The sequence below is a fragment of the Sphingobium psychrophilum genome (assembly GCF_012927105.1).
Classification (GTDB): domain Bacteria; phylum Pseudomonadota; class Alphaproteobacteria; order Sphingomonadales; family Sphingomonadaceae; genus Sphingobium; species Sphingobium psychrophilum.
In genome coordinates, this window is sequence record NZ_JABBFV010000038.1 from 1 (window position 1) to 22,168 (window position 22,168).

21 protein-coding genes are annotated in these 22,168 nt (G+C 59.6%); 19 read left to right on the forward strand and 2 right to left on the reverse strand.

Features of this window, described 5'->3' with window-relative positions:
- Positions 1 to 60: 60 nt before the first annotated feature.
- Both HHL08_RS24075 and HHL08_RS24080 read left to right on the forward strand, forming a co-directional pair.
- Complete coding sequence (locus HHL08_RS24075; RefSeq protein ID WP_169575434.1) at positions 61 to 1,209, forward strand: sigma-54 interaction domain-containing protein; 1,149 nt, start codon at positions 61 to 63, stop codon at positions 1,207 to 1,209.
- A 105-nt stretch (positions 1,210 to 1,314) separates the two neighbouring features.
- Positions 1,315 to 2,541 carry an NAD(P)/FAD-dependent oxidoreductase gene (locus tag HHL08_RS24080; RefSeq protein ID WP_088189917.1) on the forward strand — a complete coding sequence of 409 codons (1,227 nt, stop codon included), beginning with the start codon at positions 1,315 to 1,317 and terminating at the stop codon, positions 2,539 to 2,541.
- Positions 2,542 to 2,567: 26 nt separating this feature from the next.
- On the opposite strand, the gene HHL08_RS24085 is transcribed toward HHL08_RS24080, so the two are convergent.
- Entirely contained in the window at positions 2,568 to 3,368 is an 801-nt protein-coding gene (locus tag HHL08_RS24085) for a 1,6-dihydroxycyclohexa-2,4-diene-1-carboxylate dehydrogenase (protein ID WP_235955284.1), read from the reverse strand.
- Between the two features lie 153 nt (positions 3,369 to 3,521).
- Between HHL08_RS24085 and HHL08_RS24090 the strand changes: the two genes are divergently transcribed.
- The 16 genes from HHL08_RS24090 (at position 3,522) to HHL08_RS24165 (ending at position 20,580) form a co-directional block, all read left to right on the forward strand.
- Positions 3,522 to 4,508 (forward strand): dihydrodipicolinate synthase family protein, encoded by a 987-nt coding sequence (locus HHL08_RS24090; RefSeq protein WP_119748729.1) that lies wholly within the window; start codon positions 3,522 to 3,524, stop codon positions 4,506 to 4,508.
- A gap of 27 nt (positions 4,509 to 4,535) precedes the next feature.
- A complete protein-coding gene (locus HHL08_RS24095; RefSeq protein WP_096063727.1) occupies positions 4,536 to 5,711 on the forward strand; it encodes an aromatic ring-hydroxylating oxygenase subunit alpha in 1,176 nt (391 codons plus the stop codon).
- On the forward strand, positions 5,708 to 6,205 hold the full coding sequence (locus tag HHL08_RS24100) for an aromatic-ring-hydroxylating dioxygenase subunit beta (protein ID WP_088189915.1): 498 nt from the start codon (positions 5,708 to 5,710) through the stop codon (positions 6,203 to 6,205). The genes HHL08_RS24095 and HHL08_RS24100 overlap by 4 nt, the downstream gene beginning before the upstream one ends.
- A 165-nt stretch (positions 6,206 to 6,370) precedes the next feature.
- Positions 6,371 to 7,294 carry a fatty acid desaturase gene (locus HHL08_RS24105; protein ID WP_088189914.1) on the forward strand — a complete coding sequence of 308 codons (924 nt, stop codon included), beginning with the start codon at positions 6,371 to 6,373 and terminating at the stop codon, positions 7,292 to 7,294.
- Between the two features lie 131 nt (positions 7,295 to 7,425).
- Positions 7,426 to 8,331, forward strand: a complete 906-nt coding sequence (locus tag HHL08_RS24110) for an SDR family NAD(P)-dependent oxidoreductase (protein ID WP_088189913.1) — start codon at positions 7,426 to 7,428, stop codon at positions 8,329 to 8,331.
- A gap of 1 nt (position 8,332) precedes the next feature.
- A complete protein-coding gene (locus tag HHL08_RS24115; protein WP_088189912.1) occupies positions 8,333 to 9,178 on the forward strand; it encodes a MaoC family dehydratase in 846 nt (281 codons plus the stop codon).
- On the forward strand, positions 9,175 to 10,644 hold the full coding sequence (locus tag HHL08_RS24120) for a hydroxymethylglutaryl-CoA synthase family protein (RefSeq protein WP_169575435.1): 1,470 nt from the start codon (positions 9,175 to 9,177) through the stop codon (positions 10,642 to 10,644). Before HHL08_RS24115 ends, HHL08_RS24120 begins: the two co-directional genes overlap by 4 nt.
- 4 nt (positions 10,645 to 10,648) lie before the next feature.
- Positions 10,649 to 11,854 (forward strand): acetyl-CoA acetyltransferase, encoded by a 1,206-nt coding sequence (locus HHL08_RS24125; protein ID WP_088189910.1) that lies wholly within the window; start codon positions 10,649 to 10,651, stop codon positions 11,852 to 11,854.
- A 52-nt stretch (positions 11,855 to 11,906) separates the two neighbouring features.
- Positions 11,907 to 13,124 carry a CoA transferase gene (locus HHL08_RS24130; RefSeq protein WP_169575436.1) on the forward strand — a complete coding sequence of 406 codons (1,218 nt, stop codon included), beginning with the start codon at positions 11,907 to 11,909 and terminating at the stop codon, positions 13,122 to 13,124.
- A 1-nt stretch (position 13,125) separates the two neighbouring features.
- Positions 13,126 to 14,793: an acyl-CoA dehydrogenase family protein gene (locus HHL08_RS24135; RefSeq protein ID WP_169575437.1), complete on the forward strand. Its 1,668-nt coding sequence runs from the start codon at positions 13,126 to 13,128 to the stop codon at positions 14,791 to 14,793.
- The gene (locus tag HHL08_RS24140) at positions 14,790 to 15,941 is read left to right on the forward strand and encodes an acyl-CoA dehydrogenase family protein (protein ID WP_096063720.1); all 1,152 of its coding nucleotides are present in this window, start codon (positions 14,790 to 14,792) and stop codon (positions 15,939 to 15,941) included. The genes HHL08_RS24135 and HHL08_RS24140 overlap by 4 nt, the downstream gene beginning before the upstream one ends.
- Positions 15,942 to 15,957: 16 nt before the next feature.
- Complete coding sequence (locus HHL08_RS24145; protein ID WP_096063719.1) at positions 15,958 to 16,800, forward strand: FAS1-like dehydratase domain-containing protein; 843 nt, start codon at positions 15,958 to 15,960, stop codon at positions 16,798 to 16,800.
- Positions 16,801 to 16,828: 28 nt separating this feature from the next.
- Positions 16,829 to 17,977, forward strand: coding sequence for an acyl-CoA dehydrogenase family protein (locus HHL08_RS24150; protein WP_096063729.1), 1,149 nt, complete (start codon positions 16,829 to 16,831; stop codon positions 17,975 to 17,977).
- 112 nt (positions 17,978 to 18,089) lie between these two features.
- Entirely contained in the window at positions 18,090 to 18,917 is an 828-nt protein-coding gene (locus HHL08_RS24155; protein WP_088189905.1) for an HpcH/HpaI aldolase/citrate lyase family protein, read from the forward strand.
- A complete protein-coding gene (locus HHL08_RS24160) occupies positions 18,914 to 19,516 on the forward strand; it encodes a 2-keto-4-pentenoate hydratase (RefSeq protein ID WP_096063718.1) in 603 nt (200 codons plus the stop codon). The genes HHL08_RS24155 and HHL08_RS24160 overlap by 4 nt, the downstream gene beginning before the upstream one ends.
- Positions 19,516 to 20,580: an SDR family oxidoreductase gene (locus HHL08_RS24165; RefSeq protein WP_096063717.1), complete on the forward strand. Its 1,065-nt coding sequence runs from the start codon at positions 19,516 to 19,518 to the stop codon at positions 20,578 to 20,580. The genes HHL08_RS24160 and HHL08_RS24165 overlap by 1 nt, the downstream gene beginning before the upstream one ends.
- 219 nt (positions 20,581 to 20,799) lie before the next feature.
- On the opposite strand, the gene HHL08_RS24170 is transcribed toward HHL08_RS24165, so the two are convergent.
- The gene (locus tag HHL08_RS24170; protein WP_206378075.1) at positions 20,800 to 21,378 is read right to left on the reverse strand and encodes a transposase; all 579 of its coding nucleotides are present in this window, start codon (positions 21,376 to 21,378) and stop codon (positions 20,800 to 20,802) included.
- 261 nt (positions 21,379 to 21,639) lie between these two features.
- Between HHL08_RS24170 and HHL08_RS24175 the strand changes: the two genes are divergently transcribed.
- On the forward strand, positions 21,640 to 21,969 hold the full coding sequence (locus HHL08_RS24175) for a transposase (protein ID WP_169575438.1): 330 nt from the start codon (positions 21,640 to 21,642) through the stop codon (positions 21,967 to 21,969).
- The last annotated feature ends 199 nt before the right edge of the window (positions 21,970 to 22,168 follow it).

The window sequence follows — 22,168 nt, forward strand, 5'->3', positions numbered from 1 at the left end:
TTATCCGAAGTTCGCCGGTGACCACCCGCGAAACTGACCGGCCGCTACAGCGCTTGTTCGATGAGCGCGCGTCCGGTCAGCTTCGCTACCCTCAAAACCTACACCACGCGCCGGGACACGACCTGGTCCGGCCTGGAGGATACGGAAAGGGCCGTGGTTCCGCTCGTGTCGGCTGGAGGTCAATGCCCAGAAACTGACTTTGTCGCCGGCGTATCTGCGGGCTTTCACGCAGTACGTAATCTAATCGAGCGGGCGGCGGGAACCGACGCCAGTCTGCTGTTCCTGGGGGAAACCGGCGTCGGCAAGGAGGTGTTTGCCAAGATGGCCCACCAACTTAGCCTTCGTCGAGATGCGCCTTTTGTCGCTCTGAATTGTGCTGCGATTCCTGAAGGTTTGATCGAAGCGGAACTATTTGGCGTGGCCAAGGGGGCTTTTACAGGAGCCGTGGCCAACCGGCTGGGGCGCTTCGAACTCGCCAACGGCGGCACGCTGTTTCTTGACGAGATTTCGATGCTCTCGCCATTGGCCCAAAGCAAAGTTTTGCGGGCAGTTCAGGAGGGCGAATTCGAACGGGTAGGAGACACCAAGACAATCCATGTGAATGTCCGCCTTATCGCCGCGTCGAATATTGATCTAGAGGCTGCTATGGCTGCGGGTGCCTTCCGGCCCGATCTGTATTTCCGCCTTTCTACGCTTCCGATACGTGTTCCGCCCTTGCGGGAGCGCAGGGAAGATATTCCGCGTCTGATGGAACATTTCCGGGCCAAATATGCCAGGCGCCACAGGCGTGCGGTTCAAGGTTTCACAGCGCGCTCGATTAACGCGCTGCTGATGCATGATTATCCGGGAAATGTGAGGGAATTGGAGAGAATGGTAGAGCGCGCCGTTCTCCTTGCCGACGAAGCTGGTGCTATTGACTTGGGGCATATTTTCATCGGGTCTGATCGGCTGCACGTCAAAAGCGGACTTGCTTTGAACGAGAAGGGCCACCTCGTCGGAGCGGATGCGCAGCAGGAAGAGACACTATCGATCGAGCAGCTTGCTGGCTTGATGCGTCAAAAGGGTGAAACGCTTGCGTCGATAGAACGTGTCATCGTACAGGCTGCAGTTGAAGCCACTGGTGGCAACGTTGCTCAAGCGGCCAGAGATTTGGGGCTGACACGTCGGCAACTTGCCTTCAAGCTCGAGAAAATGCACCGACCCGACTGATGCTGCTGTTGACGCTTCTTAACCAATTGTATAATGTGCAATGGTAGATACATATTAGAATAGATTTTAGGGTATGGATGTGTCCATCGAACTGGGAGGTAATAATTGCGATCGGTAGCGATAGTAGGTGCCAATCTCGCTGGTGGGCGAGCGGCAGAGGCGCTGCGGCAGGCTGGATTCGACGGTCGGATATCGCTGATCGGTGAGGAGCCTTTGAGGCCCTACGAACGGCCGCCTTTATCAAAGGAGTTCCTTTGGAATACTTCCCAAGCTCCAGCCAATTTTTTCCTGCAGGATGAAGAATGGTACGCCCAGAACAGGATCGATCTGCTGCTTAATACACGGGTCGAATCACTGGATTTGACCGGGGGCGGAGTGCGCCTGGCGGGCGGGCAGATGGTCATCGCTGACAAGGTACTGCTAGCGACCGGTGGACACGCCCGCAAGCTCAACTTAGCAGGCGCTGAATGCTCCAACGTGCATTATCTGCGCACTTGTGAAGACGCCGCCAGAATGGCCGTCGATCTTCGGCCGGGGGCGCGGGTCGTCATCGTGGGGATGGGCGTGATTGGCGCTGAAGTGGCCGCTAGTGCGATCAAGCTGGGCTGTGATGTGACCGTAGTTGAGCCGTTGGCGGCGCCGATGGAGCGGGCGCTTGGCAAGCGGTTCGGGCAGTGGCTCGGCAATGAGCACCGCAAGCGAGGCGTCAAAACTCATTTCAACCGAGGCGTAACGGGATTCAAATTCGCGAACGAGCGTGTCTCCGCTGTCGAGATAGACGACGGCACTCTCATCCCCTGCGATGCTGTCGTTGTCGGAGTGGGGATCATTCCCGCAACGTCTCTTGCGATTGACGCAGGTTTGACAGTGAACAACGGGATCGTTGTCGATCGTCGATGCCAGACCAGTAATCCGGCGGTATTTGCCGCAGGTGATGTGGCCGAGCAGGATGGTTTTTTTGGCGGACGCTTCCGGCAGGAAACATATCAGAACGCGGTCGACCAAGCTCAGGCTGCAGCCTTGGCTATGCTGGGCCATGAGGTCGCTTACTGTAAGCCGATGTGGTATTGGAGCGATCAGTTCGATTTGAACATTCAGTTTTCGGGACAAATTCCGGTGCAGGCAGAAATCGTCGTTCGCGGGGATATCGAAAGCAACGCTTTCGTTGCTTTCTTCCTGTCAGACAAAATCATTGACGGCGTCCTCACCGTCAACAGGGCCGCTGATATGGGGATAGGCAAGCGACTTGTCGAACGTCGGTTGAGCGCCGGCGCGGATCGGCTAGGCGATACAGGCGTGTCTTTACGCGAATTGCTCCAGCAGGCAGCTTAGCCATTTTTTGGCTAAGCTGAGGGTTCTTATCCGATCCCTCCGCCTGCAACGAATAGAGTCTGCCCGGTGATATAGGACGCTTCCTCAGAGGCGAAAAAGCAAATTGCTGCGGCGAGTTCCTCGGGTTCGCCGAACCGGGCCATTGGGGTGTCGCGCACGGTCTGCTCCATGACCTTTACAAAGCCTGATTTCACAGCATCGGTCATCGGAACAGGATCGCGTGGCGTTACACGCGTCACATTGACACCGCCCGGCGCAACGCAGTTGATGCGAACTCCGCTCGTTTCCAGTTCAAGCGATAAAGCGGCAGTCAATGCAGCGACCCCACCCTTGGCCGCAGCATAAGGCACCCGGTTTACGCCGCGCGTGGCGACAGAACCGATGTTGACAATGGAACCGCGCCCGGCTGCCAACATAAAGGGTAAAACGGCGTGGCAGGACCAAAGAGTCGGCCACAATGACCGGTTTATTTCAGCTATGATCTCGTCTGATGTATAGTCCCAGTAGGGTTTGGCCCAAATAGTACCGCCAACGTTGTGAACCGCCACATCGATTCTTCCGAAGCGATCGGCAACCAGCCGGTACAGTTCGACGGCCCCCTCGCAAGTCTCTAGGTCGAAGTTGGCGGCGTGGACATTCGCGCCACTGGTCTGCAGCCGTTCGACCGCAGCCCGCGTAGCCTCAACGGCGCGGTCGGCGATGATTACGATCGCACCCTCTTCCGCCATGCGTGTGGCGGTGGCTAGCCCGATCCCCTGCGCTCCACCCGTCACGACTGCGACTTGTTTATCGAACCGTCTTGTCGAAGTCATAATTAGGGCGTCCATCCTTAGCGAGCTCACGCAACGAACCGAAAAGCCGTATCGCGCTGCCCTTGTTTATCCTCTCGCCTTGTGTCATGCAAGGCAAAGCATTACACAATGAATAACGTCCAGCAGCTCGGCTGCATCATCGGACCAAATGTTAGGAGAGCCACGAAGATGACCCATAGACTTATGACCCCTAGTGAGGTGACAGGTGCGTGGGCGATTATTCCCACTCCGGCGAAGGATAATGCGTCGGATTGGAGAGCGACGAATACCGTAGATCTCGATGAAACTGCTCGCGTTGTAAATGGCCTGGTAGAGGCGGGTATAAACGGGATACTCAGCATGGGGACGCTTGGCGAAGCGGCGACTATGACTCACGGGGAAAAGCTCGATTTCATAAAGGCGCTGGTTGATGCCGCAGCCGGTCGAGTGCCAATATTTGTCGGCACAACCTGTCTCAATACCCGCGATACCGTAACATTGACCCGGCAAGCACTAGAGCTCGGTGCGGATGGTACAATGCTTGGAGTTCCTATGTGGTGCGCGCCAAGTCTTGAGGTTGCAGTCCAGTTCTACAAGGATGTCGCTGAAGCCGTACCAGAGATGAACATAGCGATCTATGCCAATCCCGAAGCCTTCAAATTCGAATTTTCGCGCTCCTTCTGGGGTCAGGTGGCTGATATTCCTCAGGTCGTAACAGCGAAATATATCGGTGTCGGCAATCTACTGGCAGACCTTGCAACGATCCGGGGCCGCATAAAGCTATTGCCGATCGACTTCGACTACTATGCTGCGGCCCGCATGGACGATTCGATCGACGCATTCTGGTCGAGTGGTGCTGTATGTTGCCCGTTGGTAACCACTACCTTGCGCGATGTAGTGTTGAACGCGCGCTCGACCGGTAACTGGAAGGAGGCACGTGCCTTTCAGGCGCTGCTCGGTCCTACCGCAGCGCCGCTGTTTCCTAATGGGAGTTTCAAAGACTTCTCAACGTACAACATCGCGCTTGAAAAGGCTCGGATGAATGCAGGTGGGTGGATGAAAGCTGGTCCGGTGCGCCCGCCCTATCATCTATGTCCCGAACCGTTCCTGGAAGGTGCCCGTAAATCGGGCATTATGTGGGCGGATCTCGGCAGAGCGCTCGAAGCCGAGAAATAAGATAAGCGTGATAACTGGGAGAGAGCGATGACCGAAATGAAGTTGTCCTGGCCAAAAAACTACAATGAAGTTCCAAAAGAGGCTTTTGTCCGAGAGGACATATACGCGGAAGAGGTCAAGCGTATCTTCCACGGTACTGAATGGCATCCGGTCGCTCATGAAAGTGAATTGCCTAACGCAGGTGATTTCAAGACATACCGATTGTCGGGTGTGCCACTGCTTATCGGGCGCGACGTCGAGGGCGTGGTGCGGGTGTTTTATAACGCGTGCTCGCACCGCGGCAATCAACTCGAAACGGCGGTCATGGGCAACAAGACCGAATTTGAATGCCCCTATCACCGTTGGCTGTTCGATTCGAAAGGCGATCTGGTCGGCTGTCCGAACCCTCGGGAATTTCTTCCCGGCTTCAACAAAGCAGACTATCCGCTTGCCCAGCCGCGGTTTGACATTTTTTTCGGCCTTGTTTTCGTCACGCTCTCATCAGAAACCGAGCCGCTATTGGCATATCTTGGAGATTCGCAGAATACGTTGCGCGAACTGCTAGCAGGCGATGGGCGTCTCAAACTGCTCGGCTACCAGAAAGTGCGCTATGATACGAACTGGAAGTCGTACACCGACAATGATGGCTATCATGCCCCATTGCTTCATCAGGCGTTCAAGATGCTTAACTGGCAAGGCGGCAACGGTCGCCAGTTTACAGCAACAAAACGCGGCCACATTTGTTTCGAATCTGCGCTTTCTGTGGCAACCGGGCCCACCGTGCTGAAAGACAAATCGCTGATCGAATTCAAAGGGCAGGATCCGGCGGTCGGCTCACGGATCGTTTCTCTCTTTCCCACTTTTGTTTCGACGAAGCATCTTGATGTCATTAATTTGCGTTTTGCGACACCAATCGATGCTGAGACGGTCGAGGTCCACTATGCCTATTTCGCGCATCAGGATGACGACGAGGACATGGTTCGGCACAGACTGCGGCAAAGTTCAAACCTGCTGGGGCCATGCGGCCTGATCAGCATGGAAGATGCCTCGATTTTCCATCGCATCCATATCGGAAATCATACGCCCGGCTCTGCCATCTTCCAAAAGGGAGTGCATGACCCTTTGAAGCTGGAATCGGAGTTCCTTCAAAACGACGAGAGCGGTAATCTGCCGCGCTGGGAATATTATCGGTCGGTCATGGGTTTCGAGAGGGCGACGGCATGATAGAGACAGATATGTCGCTTGAAGCGGCGCTCAATGCCGTTCTGCTAGCGGATGCTGACGCGCTTGATAGCAAAGATATGCAGAGATGGCTTGATAATTACGCGGACGAGGAGAATGCGTCGTATTTCTGCCGTTCGGCGGAAAATTCAGAGCACGGACTTGCCCTTGGCTTTATGTACGACGACTGCCGGGCGAGGCTCGAGGATCGCGTCACTTTCGTAAATGACATTTGGGTCGGCACATTTCAGGACTATCGTACACGTCATTTCGTGCAATTGACCAGCTATCATCGAGCCGATACAGCCACTTTGGAAATGCGGTCCAACTTTTCCGTGTTCATGACGCCTAAAGACAGTGGCATCACCCAGGTGCTTGCCGCAGGCCAATATCTTGACAGCGTGCGGCAACAAAAGAATGGCGGGCTGAAGCTATTGTCGCGGCGGGCTGAGCTCGATACCTCTGTGCTTCCACGATATTTGGTCTATCCGATATGACGATCCGGTGATAGGTGTTGCATATTATGCAACACCTGCTATAGCTAAAGCTGTTGAACGACAGCCAAAATTGGGACGCGCGGACCGTAATTGGCCAATTGGCAGACGGGGTGCTAAACTTGATTGGCTGCCCCCATCAACAAGTAAGAATTCGGGAGACGTGGCATGGTTGCGAGTGCTTTTCCAAAAAGCCAGCAAGAATATTTTGAGCAACTTCGCCAACCTCCAGTGCTGGCGCTGCCAACCGCCTTGTTGTTTGTCGCCTCGATGGGCGGTATCGGCTGCGTCTGGTATCTCTCCTTGACGGGGAAGATGCCCATTTGGCTTGGCACCATTGCCAACGGCTTGATCACTTACCTACTTTTCAGCGTAATACACGACGCAGCGCATTATTCTCTCTCGAGAGTAAAATGGCTGAATGAGTCGATTGGGGCGATCGGGCTCTTCTTCTTGTTCCCCTATGCGCCGATGGTGCTATTACGCTGGGTACACAACAAGCATCACAGTTACGCCAATGGTCCACTCGACCCCGATCGCTTCGAGCATGAATCACCTTGGTGGCAGGTGCCCTTCCGTTGGACGTTTTTTGATGGTGCGTACATCCACTACTTCCTGAAACGAGGCCAGAGCGTTCGCAAGAGACACGGGAAAGAACTCGTCCTGTTCTATAGCGGTTTGCTCTCCTTGTTCGTAGGTGCGATCTATTTTGGATTTGGTTTTGAACTGTTCATGCTATGGTTCCTGCCCTCGCGCATAACGTTATTCCTGATTGCTGTGGTTTTCGTGATTCTGCCGCACTATCCGGCTATGGTCGCGCAGGACGAGCAGCCCTACATGGCGACAACGATGCGCTATGGATGGGAATGGCTGCTGACGCCATTGCTGGTCTATCAGAATTACCACTTGATCCATCATCTCTATCCGGAAATTCCTTTCTACCGGATGCACAGGGCCTATTTCGTTAAATATGACGAGATCAACCGTCAGGACATCAGCAGGCAGACAGCATTCGGGCTCAAGCCAGAAAACATCGCATCTCATCTAGCCTATCGTCAATCTAGAGACTCGACAATCCAACCGGCGGAATGATGGCGGTCGGCATCCGTGGCTCGGTGACGGAGTGGTCATGGCGCTGGCTTTGAACCGCGTTTGGCTAGCATGAGGATTCAGCCGAGCTTGAGGGAGAGCCACGGCAATACAGGGAGATGCGAAGGGTGGGAATGCTTGAGGATAAGGTCGTTGCTGTGACTGGCGCGGGAGGAGGGATTGGTCGTGAGATCGCGTTGCTTTGCGCTCGCGAAGGCGCCTGCGTTGTAGTCAATGATTTTGGAACTTCCTCTTCGGGCGAAGGCAAGGATGCGGGTCCCGCATCACAAGTGGTTGCCGAGATCGAGGCGGCGGGCGGCAAGGCGTGCGCTAATCTCGCCAGTGTCACTGATTCGTCTGGCGCGGCTTCGATTATCGAGGATGCGGTCAACACCTTTGGACGCATCGACGCCGTGGTGAACAACGCCGGTATCCTTCGCGACCGCATTTTTCACCGAATGAATGAGGCCGAATGGCGCGCCGTGATAGACGTTCATCTGCATGGTAGCTTCCTCGTGTCGCAAGCTGCTGCGCCGCACTTCAAGGAGCAGGGCTCCGGGGCATTCATCCATTTCACGTCAACGTCAGGATTGATCGGCAATTTTGGTCAAGCGAATTACTCCGCCGCGAAGCTGGGCATTGTGGGCTTATCAAACTCGATTGCGCTCGACATGCAGCGCTTTGGCATACGCTCAAACTGCATCGCGCCCTTTGCCTGGAGCCGAATGATAGGCACGATCCAGGCCGAGACCGAGGACGACAAGCGTCGCGTCGAGCGAATGAAGTCGATGTCGGCGGCAAAGATCGCGCCGTTTGCCGCATTCCTCGCCAGCGACGCATCGAAAGATGTGAGCGGTCAGATATTTGCGGTTAGAAAGAACGAGATTTTCCTTTTCAGCGTGCCGCGTCCGCTCCGCTCTGTACACCGCTCCGACGGCTGGACCGTCGAGACGATCGCGAGCGAATTGCTGCCTGCGCTTAAGCCCAGCTTCCACCCGCTGCAGAGATCGACAGATATTTTCAGCTGGGATCCTATCTGAGGTGGCGCTCGACCCGGATCGACTGCTACAGCTACCGCCTCAGGAAACCCGGCACAGCTTCACCAAACGTGACACGATCTTATACGCTTTGGGTGTGGGTGCTGATGATTTGCGCTTCGTGTACGAGAAGGGGTTGCAGGCCCTGCCGTCAATGGCAGTGGTACTCGCCTATCCCGGCTTCTTCTGGCAGGATCCTGCTTACGGCATTTCATGGCAGAAGATCCTTCATGGTGAGACCTCGGTTGAACTGTTTGCGACACTTCCCACAGAAGGCGATCTTTTGGGCCGTACATGCATTGATGCCATTTTCGATAAGGGCGTGGACAAGGGCGCGATCATACTTACCTCGCGTCGTATCGAGAATTCTACCGGTATACACCTCGCGACGGTGCGCAATACTCTGCTCCTGCGCGGCGACGGCGGTTTTGGCGGCCAGGCCGATGGCGCTCCTCGCCCCCGTCCGCTCCCGGACGATCGCGCACCTGACCATGTCGTGAAGCTGCCCACCGATGAGAAACAGGCGCTGATCTACAGGCTGTCAGGCGATTATAATCCGCTGCACGCCGATTTGGACGTGGCGCGCGCAGCAGGGTTCCCGCGTCCAATCCTACATGGCCTGTGTACATACGGCATTGCGGGCCGCGCTGTTCTGTCGGCTCTATGCGGTAACGATCCAACGCTGCTTAAGCGGATGGATGTACGCTTCTCGAGCCCAGTCTTTCCGGGGGAGACGATCAGGGTAGAAATTTGGCGTGAGGATGGCGACCGCGCCGCCTTCCGAGCGACTGCTGAGGAGCGCAGTGTGGTCGTTCTCAACAACGGTTATGCGGAGATGGCACCATCATGAACGCCAATTCCGGAATCCTTTCCTATGGTGCCTACATACCTCGCTTGCGGCTGCAACGTTCGGCGATATTCGCGGCCAACGCTTGGTTTGCGGCCGGCCTCAAAGGCCTCGCGATGGGCGAGCGTGCGATTGCCAACTGGGATGAGGACAGCGTCACGATGGCAGTCGAGGCGGCGCGCGATTGCCTCACCGGGTTTGACCGCGGCACAGTCACAGCGCTGTCGCTCGCCTCGACCACCCACCCCTTTGCCGATCGGCTAAACAGCGGCATAGTCAAAGAAGCGCTGACTTTGTCGGACAGCATCTCAGCGCTGGACGTCGCGGGAAGCCAGCGTGCTGGCACATCGTCGCTTATTCAGGCGCTGAACGCCGGAGTAAACGGGGGAACGCAGCTTTGCGTCGCGTCCGAGTTGCGCAAGGCGCGTCCCGCATCAGAAGGGGAACTGGTCCAGGGCGACGCTGCCGCCGCGATACTCGTTGGCACTGGCGATCCGATTGCGCGCTTTATCGGGTCACACAGTGTGACGCTCGACTTCGTCGACCATTTCCGAGCATCGGGAGCCGACTTCGATTATACGTGGGAAAGCCGCTGGATCCGCGACGAGGGCTACTCCATGCTCCTCGGCGATGCGCTCGCCGCTGCGATCGAAACTCTTGTCGTTGATCCGGCGAAGATCGACCGCCTCCTGATCCCCATCACCGTGCGTGGCGTGCCCGAAGGCCTTGCAAAAAAGCTTGGCGTGCCCGCCGCCGCCGTTGCCGATACCCTTGCGCCGAACGTCGGCGACAGTGGAGTTGCCCATCCGCTGCTGATGCTGGCGGCGGCGCTGGAACAGGCAAGGCCCGGCGAGACGATCATGCTGGTCGGCTTCGGCCAGGGTTGCGACGTGCTGCTGTTCGAGACGACCGAAGCCATCGCTAACCTGCCGAGGCGTGACGGCTTTTCCGGCGCGCTTGCGCGCGGCAAGGCGGATGAGAATTACCTGCGCTTCCTGTTCCACCGCGGCCTGCTCGATCTCGACCGTGGCATGCGTGCCGAGGCCGACCAAAAGCAGCCCGGCACAACCTTGTTCCGCAACCGCAAGACAGTGCTTGGTCTGGTCGGCGGGCGCTGCACCAAGACCGGGACCGTCCAGTTCCCGCGCTCGGAAATCAGCGTCAATCCGAACGACCGTGCCATTGGCACGCAGGAAGATTATCCGCTCGCCGAAAAGCAGGCGCGGATCGTCACCTACACCGCCGACAGCTTGACCTATTCGCCTGCCCCGCCGCAATATTATGGCATGATCGATTTCGAGGGCGGCGGGCGGATGTTTACCGAATTCGCCGATGTCGATGCCGAGAGCATCGAGGTCGGCTTGGCGATGAAGATGATGTTCCGCATCAAGGCGGTCGACGAGAAACGCGATTTCATCAAGTATTTCTGGAAAGCCGTGCCGGTGCAGCAACCGGCAGCGGGGGAGTGATCCGATGGCTAAAGGCATCAAGGACAAGGTCGCAATCCTCGGCATGGGGTGCGCGAAGTTTGGCGAACGCTGGGACAAGGACGCCGAGCAGCTCGCCGTCGAGGCCTTTCAGGAAGCCATCGCCGACGCGGGCATCGACACCTCGCAGATCGACGCTGCATGGCTGAGCGTGGCGTTCGACGCGGTCAATATCGGCCCGTCCGGCATCCCGCTCGCCACCGCGCTGCGCCTGCCCAATATCGGCGTCACCAAGGTGGAGAATTATTGCGCCAGCGGCACCGAGGCGTTTCGCGGCGCCGTCTATGCCGTCGCATCGGGTGCCGCCGACATTGCGCTCGCGGTCGGGGTCGAGAAGCTCAAGGATACCGGCTATGGCGGGCTGCCGGTGCGCACGCGCGGGTCGACCTTCGACATGATCGGCGTCACTGGCTCTGCACCCGGCAATTTCGCCCAGCTCGCTGCGGCCTATCGCAACGCGCATGGGGTGTCGAAGGACGACCTCAAGCTGGCGATGGCACATGTTTCGGTAAAGAGCCACGCCAATGGTGCGAAAAACCCTAAAGCACACTTGCGCAAGTTGATCGACATTGACACAGTCATGAACGCGCCGATGATTGCCGATCCGCTGGGGCTTTTCGATTGTTGCGGTGTTTCCGACGGCGCGGCCTGCGCGATCGTCACGACACCCGAGATCGCCCGTACGCTGGGCAAGCGGGACCTGGTAACAGTCAAGGCGCTACAAATCGTCACCTCCAACGGGTGGGAGAGCCAGGGCACGGTCTGGAACGGAAGCTATTTCCACACCACGCGTACCGCCGCCGTCAAGGCTTATGACGAGGCCGGTGTCACCAACCCGAGAGACGAAATCAGCCTAATCGAGGTTCACGACTGCTTCTCGATCACCGAATTAGTAACGATGGAAGACCTTTACATCAGTCCCGAAGGCGAGGGTTGGAAGGACGTGCTCAACGGCTTCTTCGATGCCGACGGCAAGGTGCCTTGCCAAATTGACGGCGGACTCAAATGCTTTGGCCATCCGATCGGCGCGTCGGGACTGCGCATGATCTACGAGAATTATCTGCAATTGCTCGGGCGCGCGGGCGAACGCCAGCGCAGCACACCGCCAAGGCTCGCCCTGTCGCACAACCTTGGCGGTATGCCCAACCAGAATGTCAGTGCGGTCGCCATCGTGGGCCTTCCGGATGCGTAGTTACCAGGCCGGAACTGCGGCACGCCCGCGCGCTACGCCGGGCTGATCGGCGATGTACCGGCTGCTTGACAGGATGCGCGTGGTCGAGGCGTCATCGTTCGTCGCCTCTCCCACTTGCGGCATGTATCTGGCGCAAATGGGGGCCGAGGTGATCCGCTTTGATCAGATTGGCGGTGGGCCCGATTTCAGGCGCTGGCCGCGCGCGAAGAACGGAGCCAGTCTCTATTGGGAATCGCTCAACAAGGGCAAGAAGTCGATTGCGATCAATCTCGCAAGTGCTGAAGGCCGCGCACTTGCGATCACCTTGATTACCGCGCCAGGGCCAACGGGCGGACTGTTCGTCACGAACTATCCTGTCGAAGGGTTTCTGTCGCATGAACGCCTTTCTGCATTGCGGCCGGACCTCGTCACGCTGCGGATCATGGGCCGCGCCGATGGCGGTCCCGCGCTAGACCACACCGTCAATTGCGCGGTCGGCTTTCCCCAGATCACCGGACCGTCCGGCCTTGGCGATGCGGTGGTCAATCATGTGCTGCCCGCCTGGGATTTGCTGACCGGTGCCTATTCCGCTTTTGCTTTCCTTGCTGCCGAACGCCATCGACGCGATACCGGCGCTGGCCAGGAAGTGCGCGTCCCCTTGGCGGATATGGCGATCGCCAGTGTCGCCAACCTTGGTATGCTTGCCGAAGTGCTCGACAGCGATGCGAACCGGCCACGGCTCGGCAACCAGATATTTGGTGCGTTCGGGCGCGATTTTACAACCACCGACGGCCACCGGCTGATGCTGATGGCGCTTACTGTGCGCCAATGGCAAGGTCTCGTTGAGGCGCTCGGCATTGCCCAAGGGGTCGCACAGATCGAGGCCGGGCAGGGCGTTTCGTTCGCACGCGATGAAGGTATCCGCTTCGAGCATCGCGATAAGCTGGTGCCGTTGGTCGAGGAGGCGGTCGCCAAGCGCACACTCGCCGATCTTGCCTGCGCGTTCGAACCGCTCGGGGTTTGCTGGAGTCCCTACCAGAGTATGCGGGAAGCTGCCGATGATCCCGATCTGGTCCGTGCCAATCCGATCTTTACCGAGGTCGAGCAGCCAAGCGGTGCACGTTACCCGATACCCGGCGCGCCGGCCACAATCCCAAAAGCCGAACGGCTGCCACCGGCCCGGGCGCCGCGGCTCGGCGAGCATACCGATGAGATTCTCGCCAACGTGCTTGGCCTAAGCTCCGGCGAGGTCGGCAAGCTGCACGACAGCGGCATCGTGGCCGCGGGTTGAGATGGGCTGTTCGGCTTATCCGTCGCTCGAGGCTCTGGTCGACCAGACGGCAGCGGCGCTTGACGCAGCGCGCAGCTTCGCCGCCGACGTTCGTAGCCGGCTCCTGGGCAATGTCGGTGAGGGCGCCGCAGTCAATCCCGCGCTGCTCGATCACCATCAGCATGATGCCCATGGCTATGCCTGGATTGAAACGACGATCGCCGCGCTCAAAGCGCTGATGGGCTGGGCGGTGGCGGCGCAGGAGCGTGGCGATTTCGGCGAAATCGATGCGCTGATCCTGCGCCTCGCCTTCGCCGACTATCTCAGCCAGCTTGCAGGGGGACTCGCCATCGGCCCCAACGAATATTTTCGGCCCGGGCGAATGGGGCTCGAGGCGTCGGCACGCCGGATGGTGGATGATCCTGCAGTCTGCGCGCTGATCGCGTGCGCGGACGCGCAAAGCCGCGCCAGCCTGATCGCGCTGGTGCGTGCCGGGGCCAGCGTGAACGAGGCGTCCGGCGACGCAGCGCTCGACGAAATCCGCGCTCAGTTTCGACGGTTCACCGCCGAGCGGATCACGCCGTTTGCACATCGCTGGCATCTCGACAACGCGCTGATACCGGACGCGCTGATCGCAGAGCTCGGCGCACTCGGGACGTTCGGCATATGCGTCGATCCCGAATATGGCGGGCTTGGGCTTGGCAAGCTGGAAATGTGCGTCGTGACTGAGGAACTGAGCCGCGGCTGGATCGGGGCTGGTTCGCTTGGCACGCGTAGCGAAATCGCCGCCGAGTTGATCGGGCTCGGCGGCAGCAAGGCTCAGAAGGCCCGCTGGCTGTCGGGCCTGGCAAGCGGCGAGATTCTGCCAACCGCGGTGTTCACAGAGCCCGGTGCCGGGTCCGACCTTGCCAGCCTGACCACGCGCGCGGTGGCGGCGCCCGACGGGAGCTGGCGCATCTCAGGCGCCAAGACCTGGATCACCCATGCCGCACGTACCGATCTGATGACCATGCTCGCACGCACCGGCGGCGAGGGCCATCGTGGGCTCAGCATGTTCCTGCTCGCCAAGCCGCGCGGTAGCGAGACCGACCCGTTCCCTGGTCCTGGTCTCGCCGGAAGCGAGATCGCGGTCCTGGGCTATCGTGGTATGCGCGAATATGAGCTGAGTTTCGATGGCTTCGAGGCATCCGCTGAGAGCCTGCTCGGGAACGTTGAGGGCGAAGGCTTTCGCCAACTCATGCGCACCTTTGAAGGCGCACGCATCCAAACTGCTGCGCGCGCGGTCGGCGTTGCCTGGCGTGCGTACGAGCTCGGGATCGATTACGCCCTTGCGCGCAACCAGTTCGGACGCCCGCTGGTCGACTTCCCGCGGGTTGCCGACAAGCTCGTTGCGATGCTTTTCGAGACGGTGGCTGCCCGCGAACTGGCCTATGCTGCGGCGCGCACCAAAGACGCCGGCGGACGCAGCGACGTAGAGGCAGGGATGGCGAAGCTGCTTGCCGCGCGGGTTGCCTGGACCAACGCCGACGCGAGCCTGCAGATCCACGGGGGCAACGGATATGCGCTGGAAACCGAGATCAGCCGCATCCTGTGCGACGCGCGCATCCTCTCTGTGTTCGAAGGCGCGGCCGAGATACAGGCGCACATTATCGCACGTGGTCTCCTCGAGCGCGGGACCGCAGAACGATGACCGAGGCGTATGAGGCGATCCGGGAAGAGGTTGCCAAGTTGTGCGCCGACTTCCCGGGCGAATATTGGCGCGCGAAGGACAAGGACCGCGCTTATCCGGGCGAGTTTGTCGAGGCGTTGAACAGCGCGGGTTATCTCGCCGCGCTGATCCCGGAGGAATATGGCGGTGCCGGGCTGCCGCTTTCGGCGGCCGCAGCGATCTTGGAGGAAATCCACCGCTCGGGTAGTAATGGGGGCGCCTGCCATGCGCAAATGTACATCATGGGCACGGTGCTCCGCCATGGATCGCAGGCGCAGAAGGCCGAGTATCTGCCCGGAATTGCCAGCGGCGCGCTGCGGCTCCAGGCATTCGCCGTGACCGAACCGTCAAGCGGCACCGACACCTTGTCTATCACGACTTTCGCGCAGCGCGACGGCAATCGCTACATTGTGAACGGGCAGAAAATATGGACGTCCCGCGCAGAGCATTCGGACTTGATGCTGCTGCTCGCTCGTACGACCCCCCGCGACCAGGTCGAAAAACGCACCGATGGCCTTTCGGCCTTCCTCGTCGATATGCGTGAAGCACACGGGAAGGGCATGTCGATTCGTCCTATCGACACCATGATGAACCATTCGACGACCGAAATCTTCTTCGACGATGTGGCCATCCCTGGCGCCAATCTGATCGGCGAGGAGGGCAAGGGCTTCCGATACATCTTGTCCGGGATGAATGCCGAGCGGATACTGATCGCTGCCGAATGCGTTGGCGATGCCAAATGGTTCATAGACAAGTCCGCCGCCTATGCCAGGGAAAGGTGCGTTTTCGGGCGGCCGATCGGACAGAATCAAGGCATTCAGTTCCCGATCGCCCGCGCCTATGCGCAGATGCGCGCCGCGGAGTTGATGGTTCACGACGCGCTGCGCCGCTACGAGGCGGGCGAGAACCCCGCAGCTGAAGCCAATATGGCGAAAATGCTCGCGGCCGAGGCAAGCTGGGCCGCGGCCGAGGCCTGTGTCCAAACGCATGGTGGCTTCGGCTTCGCCGCCGAATATGATATCGAGCGCAAGTTCCGCGAGAACCGCCTTTATCAGGTCGCGCCGATCTCGACGAATCTCATCCTATCCTATCTCGCCGAGCATGTCCTTGGCCTGCCAAGGGCCTATTGATGGCGAGGGTCGCACGATGAGCCAACGCTGGAACGATTGGCTCGGGAAGCCTTTGCGTACGCACGACATGGTTTCGCAACCGGCGGTGAACCGCTTCGCCGCGCTGCTCGACGTGCCGCAACCCATTGGCGCGGATGCGCCCCACGGCTTCCATTGGTGCCTGTGCTTGCCGGATGCGAACATGGCCGATATCGACAGTGACGGGCATCCCGTGCGGGGCGCGTTCCTCCCGCCGATCGCGCTCCCGCGACGGATGTGGGTGGCGAGTGATGTCAGTTTCCATACCCCGCTTCAGATCGGCGCGCAGATCGAACGTGTTTCGACGGTAATGTCGGTCGCTGAAAAGGACGGGAGCGCGGGCAGCCTTGCGTTCGTTGAGGTCGATCACGTCACCAGCGCGGGTGGAACCGTCGCGATCCGCGAGCGACAGACGATCGTCTATCGTGAAGCGGTGGGATCCGTCCAGGCGACGGCCAATACGGGGGGAGCACGGCCCGATCTATCAAACTGGACCTGGCACCGGCACATGGTCCCGAACGAGGTGCTGTTGTTCCGCTATTCGGCGTTAACCTTTAATAGCCACCGCATCCACTATGACCTTCCCTATGCGACGGCGGTTGAGGGCTATCCCGGCCTAGTGGTACAAGGGCCGCTGACGGCAAGCCTGCTGCTCGATTTGTGCGTGCGTGAACTCGGCTCGGACGTACTCACCAGCTTCGCCTTTCGTGCCCGCACGCCCGCTTTCGCGGGGCCTGAAATGCATCTTGTGGGGCGGCGGGACGGCGGTGAAATCAGTCTTGCCGCAATCGGACACGACGGCCGTACCATTATTTCTGCCTCTGCAACGATACGGTCGTGAATATCAAAAGATGAAAGGAAATGCCGCCATGGCACTCGATCTGGAGACACGAGATCAGTTGATCGGCACCATTCGCCGTTTTGTTAGCGAACGGCTGCGGCCGATCGAGGCAAAGGTCGCCGAGGCGGATGAGATCCCGAACGAGGTGATTGATGAAATGCGCCAGCTCGGCTTGTTCGGCCTGTCGATCCCGGAGGAATTCGGCGGGCTGGGGCTGTCCATGGAAGATGAAAGTCTCGTCGCGCTTGAGATCGGTCGTACCAGCCCGGCATTCCGCTCGGCCTTCGGCACCAATGTTGGCATCGGCAGCCAGGGCCTCGTGATGTTCGGCAATGATGAGCAGAAGCACCGCTGGCTTCCGGGAATCGCGAGCGGAGAGATCATCACCAGCTTCGCGCTGACCGAGCCTGAGGCCGGCAGCGATTCTGGCTCGGTCAGGACACGCGCGCGGCGCGAGGGTAACGAATATGTTCTCGACGGATCCAAGATCTATATCACGAATGCCGACAAGGCCGGTCTGTTCACGGTGATGGCGCGGACCAACCCGGATGAAAAGCGCGGGGCAGGCGTCACCGCTTTCCTTGTACCCAGTGAATTGCCGGGGTTGGGCGTCGGGCCGCCCGAGCGCAAGATGGGCCAGCAGGGTGCGCATATCTGCACGGTCAACTTCGACGGCGTGCGTGTCCCCGCGGCGAACCGCCTCGGCGAGGAGGGAAGCGGGTTCCGTGTGGCGATGCAGGTGCTCGACCGCGGCCGGCTGCACCTCTCGGCTTTGTGCGTCGGCGTGGCCGAGCGGCTGATCTCCGATTGCGTCGCCTTTGCCTCCGAACGGCGCCAGTTCGGCAAGCCTATCGCCGAGTTCCAGCTCGTCCAGGCGATGATCGCAGATTCCAAAACCGAGGCGCTGGCCGCGCGAGCGCTAATGCTTGAGACCGCGCGCAAGCTCGACGCCGGCGAGAGTATCACACTGGAGGCGGCCGCTTCAAAATTGTTTGCGTCTGAAATGGTCGGCAGGGTTGCCGATCGCGCGGTGCAGATCTTCGGCGGCGCCGGATATGTCGCCGGTCATGGTATCGAGCGCTTCTATCGCGACGTGCGCATCTTTCGTATATACGAGGGCACTTCTCAGATTCAGCAATTGGTGATCGCGCGCGAGACCCTGAAGCGCGGCGGTTGAGCTGGTCTTGCCCTGTCTTGAACAGGACCAGGCAGAGAAGGGTGCGGCGTATGTGGTGCAGTCGAGGTCCTACTTGGGGCATATGGACCGTGGACACGAAGGTATCTTGACCATGCGGAGCAGCATCACACTGCTTTTCGTGCCTGGCGACCGGCCCGAGCGTTATGCGAAGGCGGCCACCTCGGGCGCGGATGCTATTATCATCGACCTTGAGGATGCGGTTGCTCCCGCAAATAAGGTGCAAGCCCGTACAGCACTTTGCCACGTCGTCGCCTTGCCCGCTGACATGGATATTTTTGTGCGTGTAAACGCAGTCAATACCCCATGGCACGAAGAGGATCTGGCGGCGATCGCATCGCTTCCCCTGTCCGGGTTGATGCTCGCCAAGACCGAGTCCGCGCATGACGTCGAGCAGGCTTCCGAAGTGGCCGCGGGCCAGCCGGTCATCGCCTTGCTCGAAACGGCGCTTGGCTTGTCGAGGGCGCGAGAGATATCCGCCTCCGCCTGCGTGCGGCGCCTGGCGTTCGGCAGCATCGATTATTGCGCGGATATCGGCGCCGCGCATCGGCGCGAGCCGCTGCTGGCGGCGCGCAGCGAGATTGTACTCGCCTCGCGTCTGTCATCCTTGCTTTCGCCAATCGACGGCGTGTGCACGTCGCTGGGCGAAGAAGCGCTGCTGGAAGATCACGCGCGTTATGCCTTGGATCTTGGGTTCGGCGGCAAGCTCTGCATCCATCCCAGTCAGATTGCGCCGGTGCGAATCGGCTTCGCCCCCACACGGGAGGAGCTGGCTTGGGCGCAAAGGACACTGGCTACAGGTGAGGATGGCGCGACTTCCGTGGATGGAACCATGGTCGATGCCCCGGTCAGGGTCCGCGCCCGCCAAATCCTGCGGCGCGCCAATCGTGCGGGCACGGCTATTCAGGAAGAAGCATCATGAACAATTCAGAGGGTCTGTGGAAAGCGGACGCCGGCGAGAATCGTGGCGACCAGTCGCCTGCTGGTCTGACAGATGCTTGCTCGGCACAACTGTGGCGGGCGGAATGGGAGCGCCGCCGCATTGCGCCGCTTAGCTCCGCTCACCCCAGGCTGTCGGAGGACGACATCTATGCAATTGCCGCGCGCACCTTCCAGAGGCGCGACCGACAGAAGATCGGTTTCAAGCTGGGCTACACTAGCGCCGAGATGCGCGCGCAGATGGGCATTAACGACCCCAATTTCGGCGTGCTGACAAAGGATCTGCTCGTGTCCGAAAGAACGGGTCGGGTAGATAGCGAAAACCTGTTCCATCCCCTGATCGAGCCTGAAATCACACTGCGTGTGGGGCGCGACGTCCATGGCCCCGATCAGACGCGCGTTAGCATCAGCTATGCGGTGGTTTCCGCAATTGCGAGCCTCGAAATCGTGCATACCCGCTATCAGAGCTATTGCTTTTCCGCGGTCGACAATATCGCGGATAACAGCTCGAGCGCGCGGGTGGTGCTCGGCCGCCTCGATCATTCCGGTCGCTCGATGACCTGCGCCTGTGCGCCGTGCTAATGTCGTCGAAAGGCGCGACGATCGCTCATGGGATCGGCGCGAACGCGCTCGGGGATCCGCGCGCGGCGCTCGCCTGGCTCGCCAATTTCCTGGGGCAGCGCGGCGAATGTATTCCCGCCATGAGCATCATAATGACGGTCGGGCTCTCACGCGCCCACGCCGCCCAAGAAGGAGATACAGTCACTGGTGAGTTTACCCTGCTGACATTGTTTCGGCCATTTTCTGATGTGGCCGTCAATGCCGGTCGAAACCAAGAAGGGATCCTGTCGATGGATTTGAAGCTAAGCGGCAAAACTGTGGTGCTGACGGGTGCTAGCAAGGGCATCGGGCTAGCGGCGCTCCGGACTTTTGCCATGGAAGGTGCCCGGGTGATTGCCGCTGCGCGTGCAAGCCCGGCTTTGGAGGTGGAGGTCGCCGCGTTGCGCAAGGCAGGGCATGACGTAATTGCATGCCCCTGCGATATTACACGCGATGACGATGTGCAAAATCTGATCGAGACCGCGCAGCGTTATGCGGGGCGCATTGACGTGTTAGTCAATAATGCCGCTGGTAAACTACCCGCTGGCGACTTTATGGCGATCTCCAGCCAGGAATGGCTGGATGGTTGGAATGAGAAACTGCAATGCTACATCCGCACCGCCCAGGCGGTGTTCCCGCTCATGCGCGATCAGGGCGGCGGTCGCATCGTCAACGTCGTTGGTGCTGCTGCGCGAAACCCGAAAGCGTCTTACATGGCGGTCGGCGTCACAAACGCCGGATTGATCAACTTTACGAAGTCGCTGGCGGATCATGGCGCGCCGCATGGCATTCTTGTTGCCGGGGTAGCGCCTTCGGGGGTTATGACGGATCGCTGGCGACGCCTGATCGAAAAGCGCGCCGAAGGCGAAGGCAAGACGCCCAAAGCGCTACAGGCGGAAATGGACGCAACCTTCCCGCTCGGGCGAATGGCTGATCCTGAGGAAGTCGGCGATGTCATTTGCTTCGTGGCGTCGCCCCGGGCCTCATATATTTCTGGCAGCATCATCACGGTAGACGGAGCCTCGACGACTGGCGTATTCAATTAGAAGACCTGGGCACCTCCATCAACCCGTTGATCTGAGCGGACTTGAGCGTTCAGCGCAGGATTTGGCATGATTGGGGCCGCTTGGGTCTCCATTCTGATGGCTTTTGTTGGCATTGCCGTCTTTCAGGCGCAGCTATCCCGTCGCTACCCGTCGTTCATGGAAGATGAGTCGGTGCATGTTGTAGACGAGGGGGGCGTGGGTGATCTTGGCTTCGGCGCGCTAGATGCCGATGGTGCGGATGAACAGCCCCATCTGGTCTTTCTGCCGGGCGAACACATGTTCGACGCGGGCGCGGATTTTCGATTTGGCGGCGTTGGCTCTGGTGGTGCGTTCGGGCATCGGCTTGCCGCGTGGCTTCTTGCGATGGATTCGGCTGACCCGGCTCTGCCGCTTGAGCCATGCCTCGTTGGCTTGGCTCCGATAGGCCGTGTCGGCCCAGACATCGGAGGCGGTGTTGTCGCTGGTGACTACATCACGCAGCATTTGTCCGTCGAAGCGCGCTGCGTCGGTGACCTTGCCCTTGCGGATGAAGCCGAAGGTCCGGCAGATCGACACGCTGCTCTTGTAGCCGAAGCTCGGGATGGCGATGTCGATGCCCGGCTTGCCGTTCGCCAAGGGTTTGGCCTTTGCGAACTTGAGCGTCCAGCGTGCGTCGGTGTCCTTCTGCGCCGCCCTGACTGGCTCATCGGGCCAGATCTCGCAGGCCTTCTTGCCCGCCTTGATCGCATCCTTTTCAGGCGCCGTGTTGCGCTGCTTGGGCGCAGCCACCAGTGTGGCATCGACGATCTGCCCACCCACGGCGAGATAGCCGCGTTCCTTGAGCTGGAGACCCGCAAAAACCTGTAGCGTTTACGCGGTCATGGTGATTCACTGATCGGGAGCGATTATGGAGAGCCGTGGTGGATCCGAAGTCCCTGTTCAGTTTGAGCGACCATCTTGAAGCGTTGAGCAAGGAAGGCGGTACGCCTCCGGTGAGGGCCGCCTTGCGGTGATCGGCTGATATTTGGAGATGGCACCGGTGCAAGCACTGGTGTTTGCACCGGTACTAGAGACGGTGCGATGGGTCAGGTGACGATAATTTCGGGCGTTGAGCGGCGGCGGGTATGGTCTGACGACCAGAAGCGGACGCTGGTGATGGCGGTGTCGCAACCCGGCGCGAACGTGGCGGAGATCGCGAGGGAGGCGGATCTACGGCCGGGCCAGATCTATCGCTGGCGGCGACAGATGTTCGGTGATGCGAACGGTTTTGCCGCCGTTGCGGTGAAGCCTGATCCAGCGCCGCCGACGGGGCCAGCGGTTGTCGTGGAGCTGGGCAGCATCACGGTCCGCATAGCGGCGGATACGCCGCCGGATTTGGCTGCTGCCGTCCTGCGGTCGCTGCGGCGGTGATCCCGGTCCCCTCGGGTGTCAGGATATGGATCGCGACCGGGCATACCGATATGAGGAAGGGTATGCGATCCTTGGCTGCGTATTTCGTAAAAACGGGACATTCGTTTCGCTAAATCGCGGACAGCGGTTTCGCTAATTCCGGGACAGCTGGAGGTGTGTTTTCCGTTTGCCTTGTTGAAGTCGGGTTGGCTGATCGCGC

Excerpts from the sequence above, each read along its gene's own strand:
- HHL08_RS24090 (WP_119748729.1), top strand. The coding sequence starts at position 3,522 with ATGACCCATAGACTTATGACCCCTAGTGAGGTGACAGGTGCGTGGGCG.
- HHL08_RS24140 (WP_096063720.1), top strand. The coding sequence starts at position 14,790 with ATGACCGAGGCGTATGAGGCGATCCGGGAAGAGGTTGCCAAGTTGTGC.
- HHL08_RS24145 (WP_096063719.1), top strand. The coding sequence starts at position 15,958 with ATGAGCCAACGCTGGAACGATTGGCTCGGGAAGCCTTTGCGTACGCAC.
- HHL08_RS24120 (WP_169575435.1), top strand. The coding sequence starts at position 9,175 with ATGAACGCCAATTCCGGAATCCTTTCCTATGGTGCCTACATACCTCGC.
- HHL08_RS24100 (WP_088189915.1), top strand. The coding sequence starts at position 5,708 with ATGATAGAGACAGATATGTCGCTTGAAGCGGCGCTCAATGCCGTTCTG.
- HHL08_RS24175 (WP_169575438.1), top strand. The coding sequence starts at position 21,640 with ATGGGTCAGGTGACGATAATTTCGGGCGTTGAGCGGCGGCGGGTATGG.
- HHL08_RS24130 (WP_169575436.1), top strand. The coding sequence starts at position 11,907 with ATGTACCGGCTGCTTGACAGGATGCGCGTGGTCGAGGCGTCATCGTTC.
- HHL08_RS24095 (WP_096063727.1), top strand. The coding sequence starts at position 4,536 with ATGACCGAAATGAAGTTGTCCTGGCCAAAAAACTACAATGAAGTTCCA.
- HHL08_RS24110 (WP_088189913.1), top strand. The coding sequence starts at position 7,426 with ATGCTTGAGGATAAGGTCGTTGCTGTGACTGGCGCGGGAGGAGGGATT.
- HHL08_RS24165 (WP_096063717.1), top strand. The coding sequence starts at position 19,516 with ATGTCGTCGAAAGGCGCGACGATCGCTCATGGGATCGGCGCGAACGCG.
- HHL08_RS24125 (WP_088189910.1), top strand. The coding sequence starts at position 10,649 with ATGGCTAAAGGCATCAAGGACAAGGTCGCAATCCTCGGCATGGGGTGC.
- HHL08_RS24085 (WP_235955284.1), bottom strand. The coding sequence starts at position 3,368 with ATGGACGCCCTAATTATGACTTCGACAAGACGGTTCGATAAACAAGTC.
- HHL08_RS24135 (WP_169575437.1), top strand. The coding sequence starts at position 13,126 with ATGGGCTGTTCGGCTTATCCGTCGCTCGAGGCTCTGGTCGACCAGACG.
- HHL08_RS24160 (WP_096063718.1), top strand. The coding sequence starts at position 18,914 with ATGAACAATTCAGAGGGTCTGTGGAAAGCGGACGCCGGCGAGAATCGT.
- HHL08_RS24105 (WP_088189914.1), top strand. The coding sequence starts at position 6,371 with ATGGTTGCGAGTGCTTTTCCAAAAAGCCAGCAAGAATATTTTGAGCAA.
- HHL08_RS24150 (WP_096063729.1), top strand. The coding sequence starts at position 16,829 with ATGGCACTCGATCTGGAGACACGAGATCAGTTGATCGGCACCATTCGC.
- HHL08_RS24155 (WP_088189905.1), top strand. The coding sequence starts at position 18,090 with ATGCGGAGCAGCATCACACTGCTTTTCGTGCCTGGCGACCGGCCCGAG.
- HHL08_RS24075 (WP_169575434.1), top strand. The coding sequence starts at position 61 with ATGAGCGCGCGTCCGGTCAGCTTCGCTACCCTCAAAACCTACACCACG.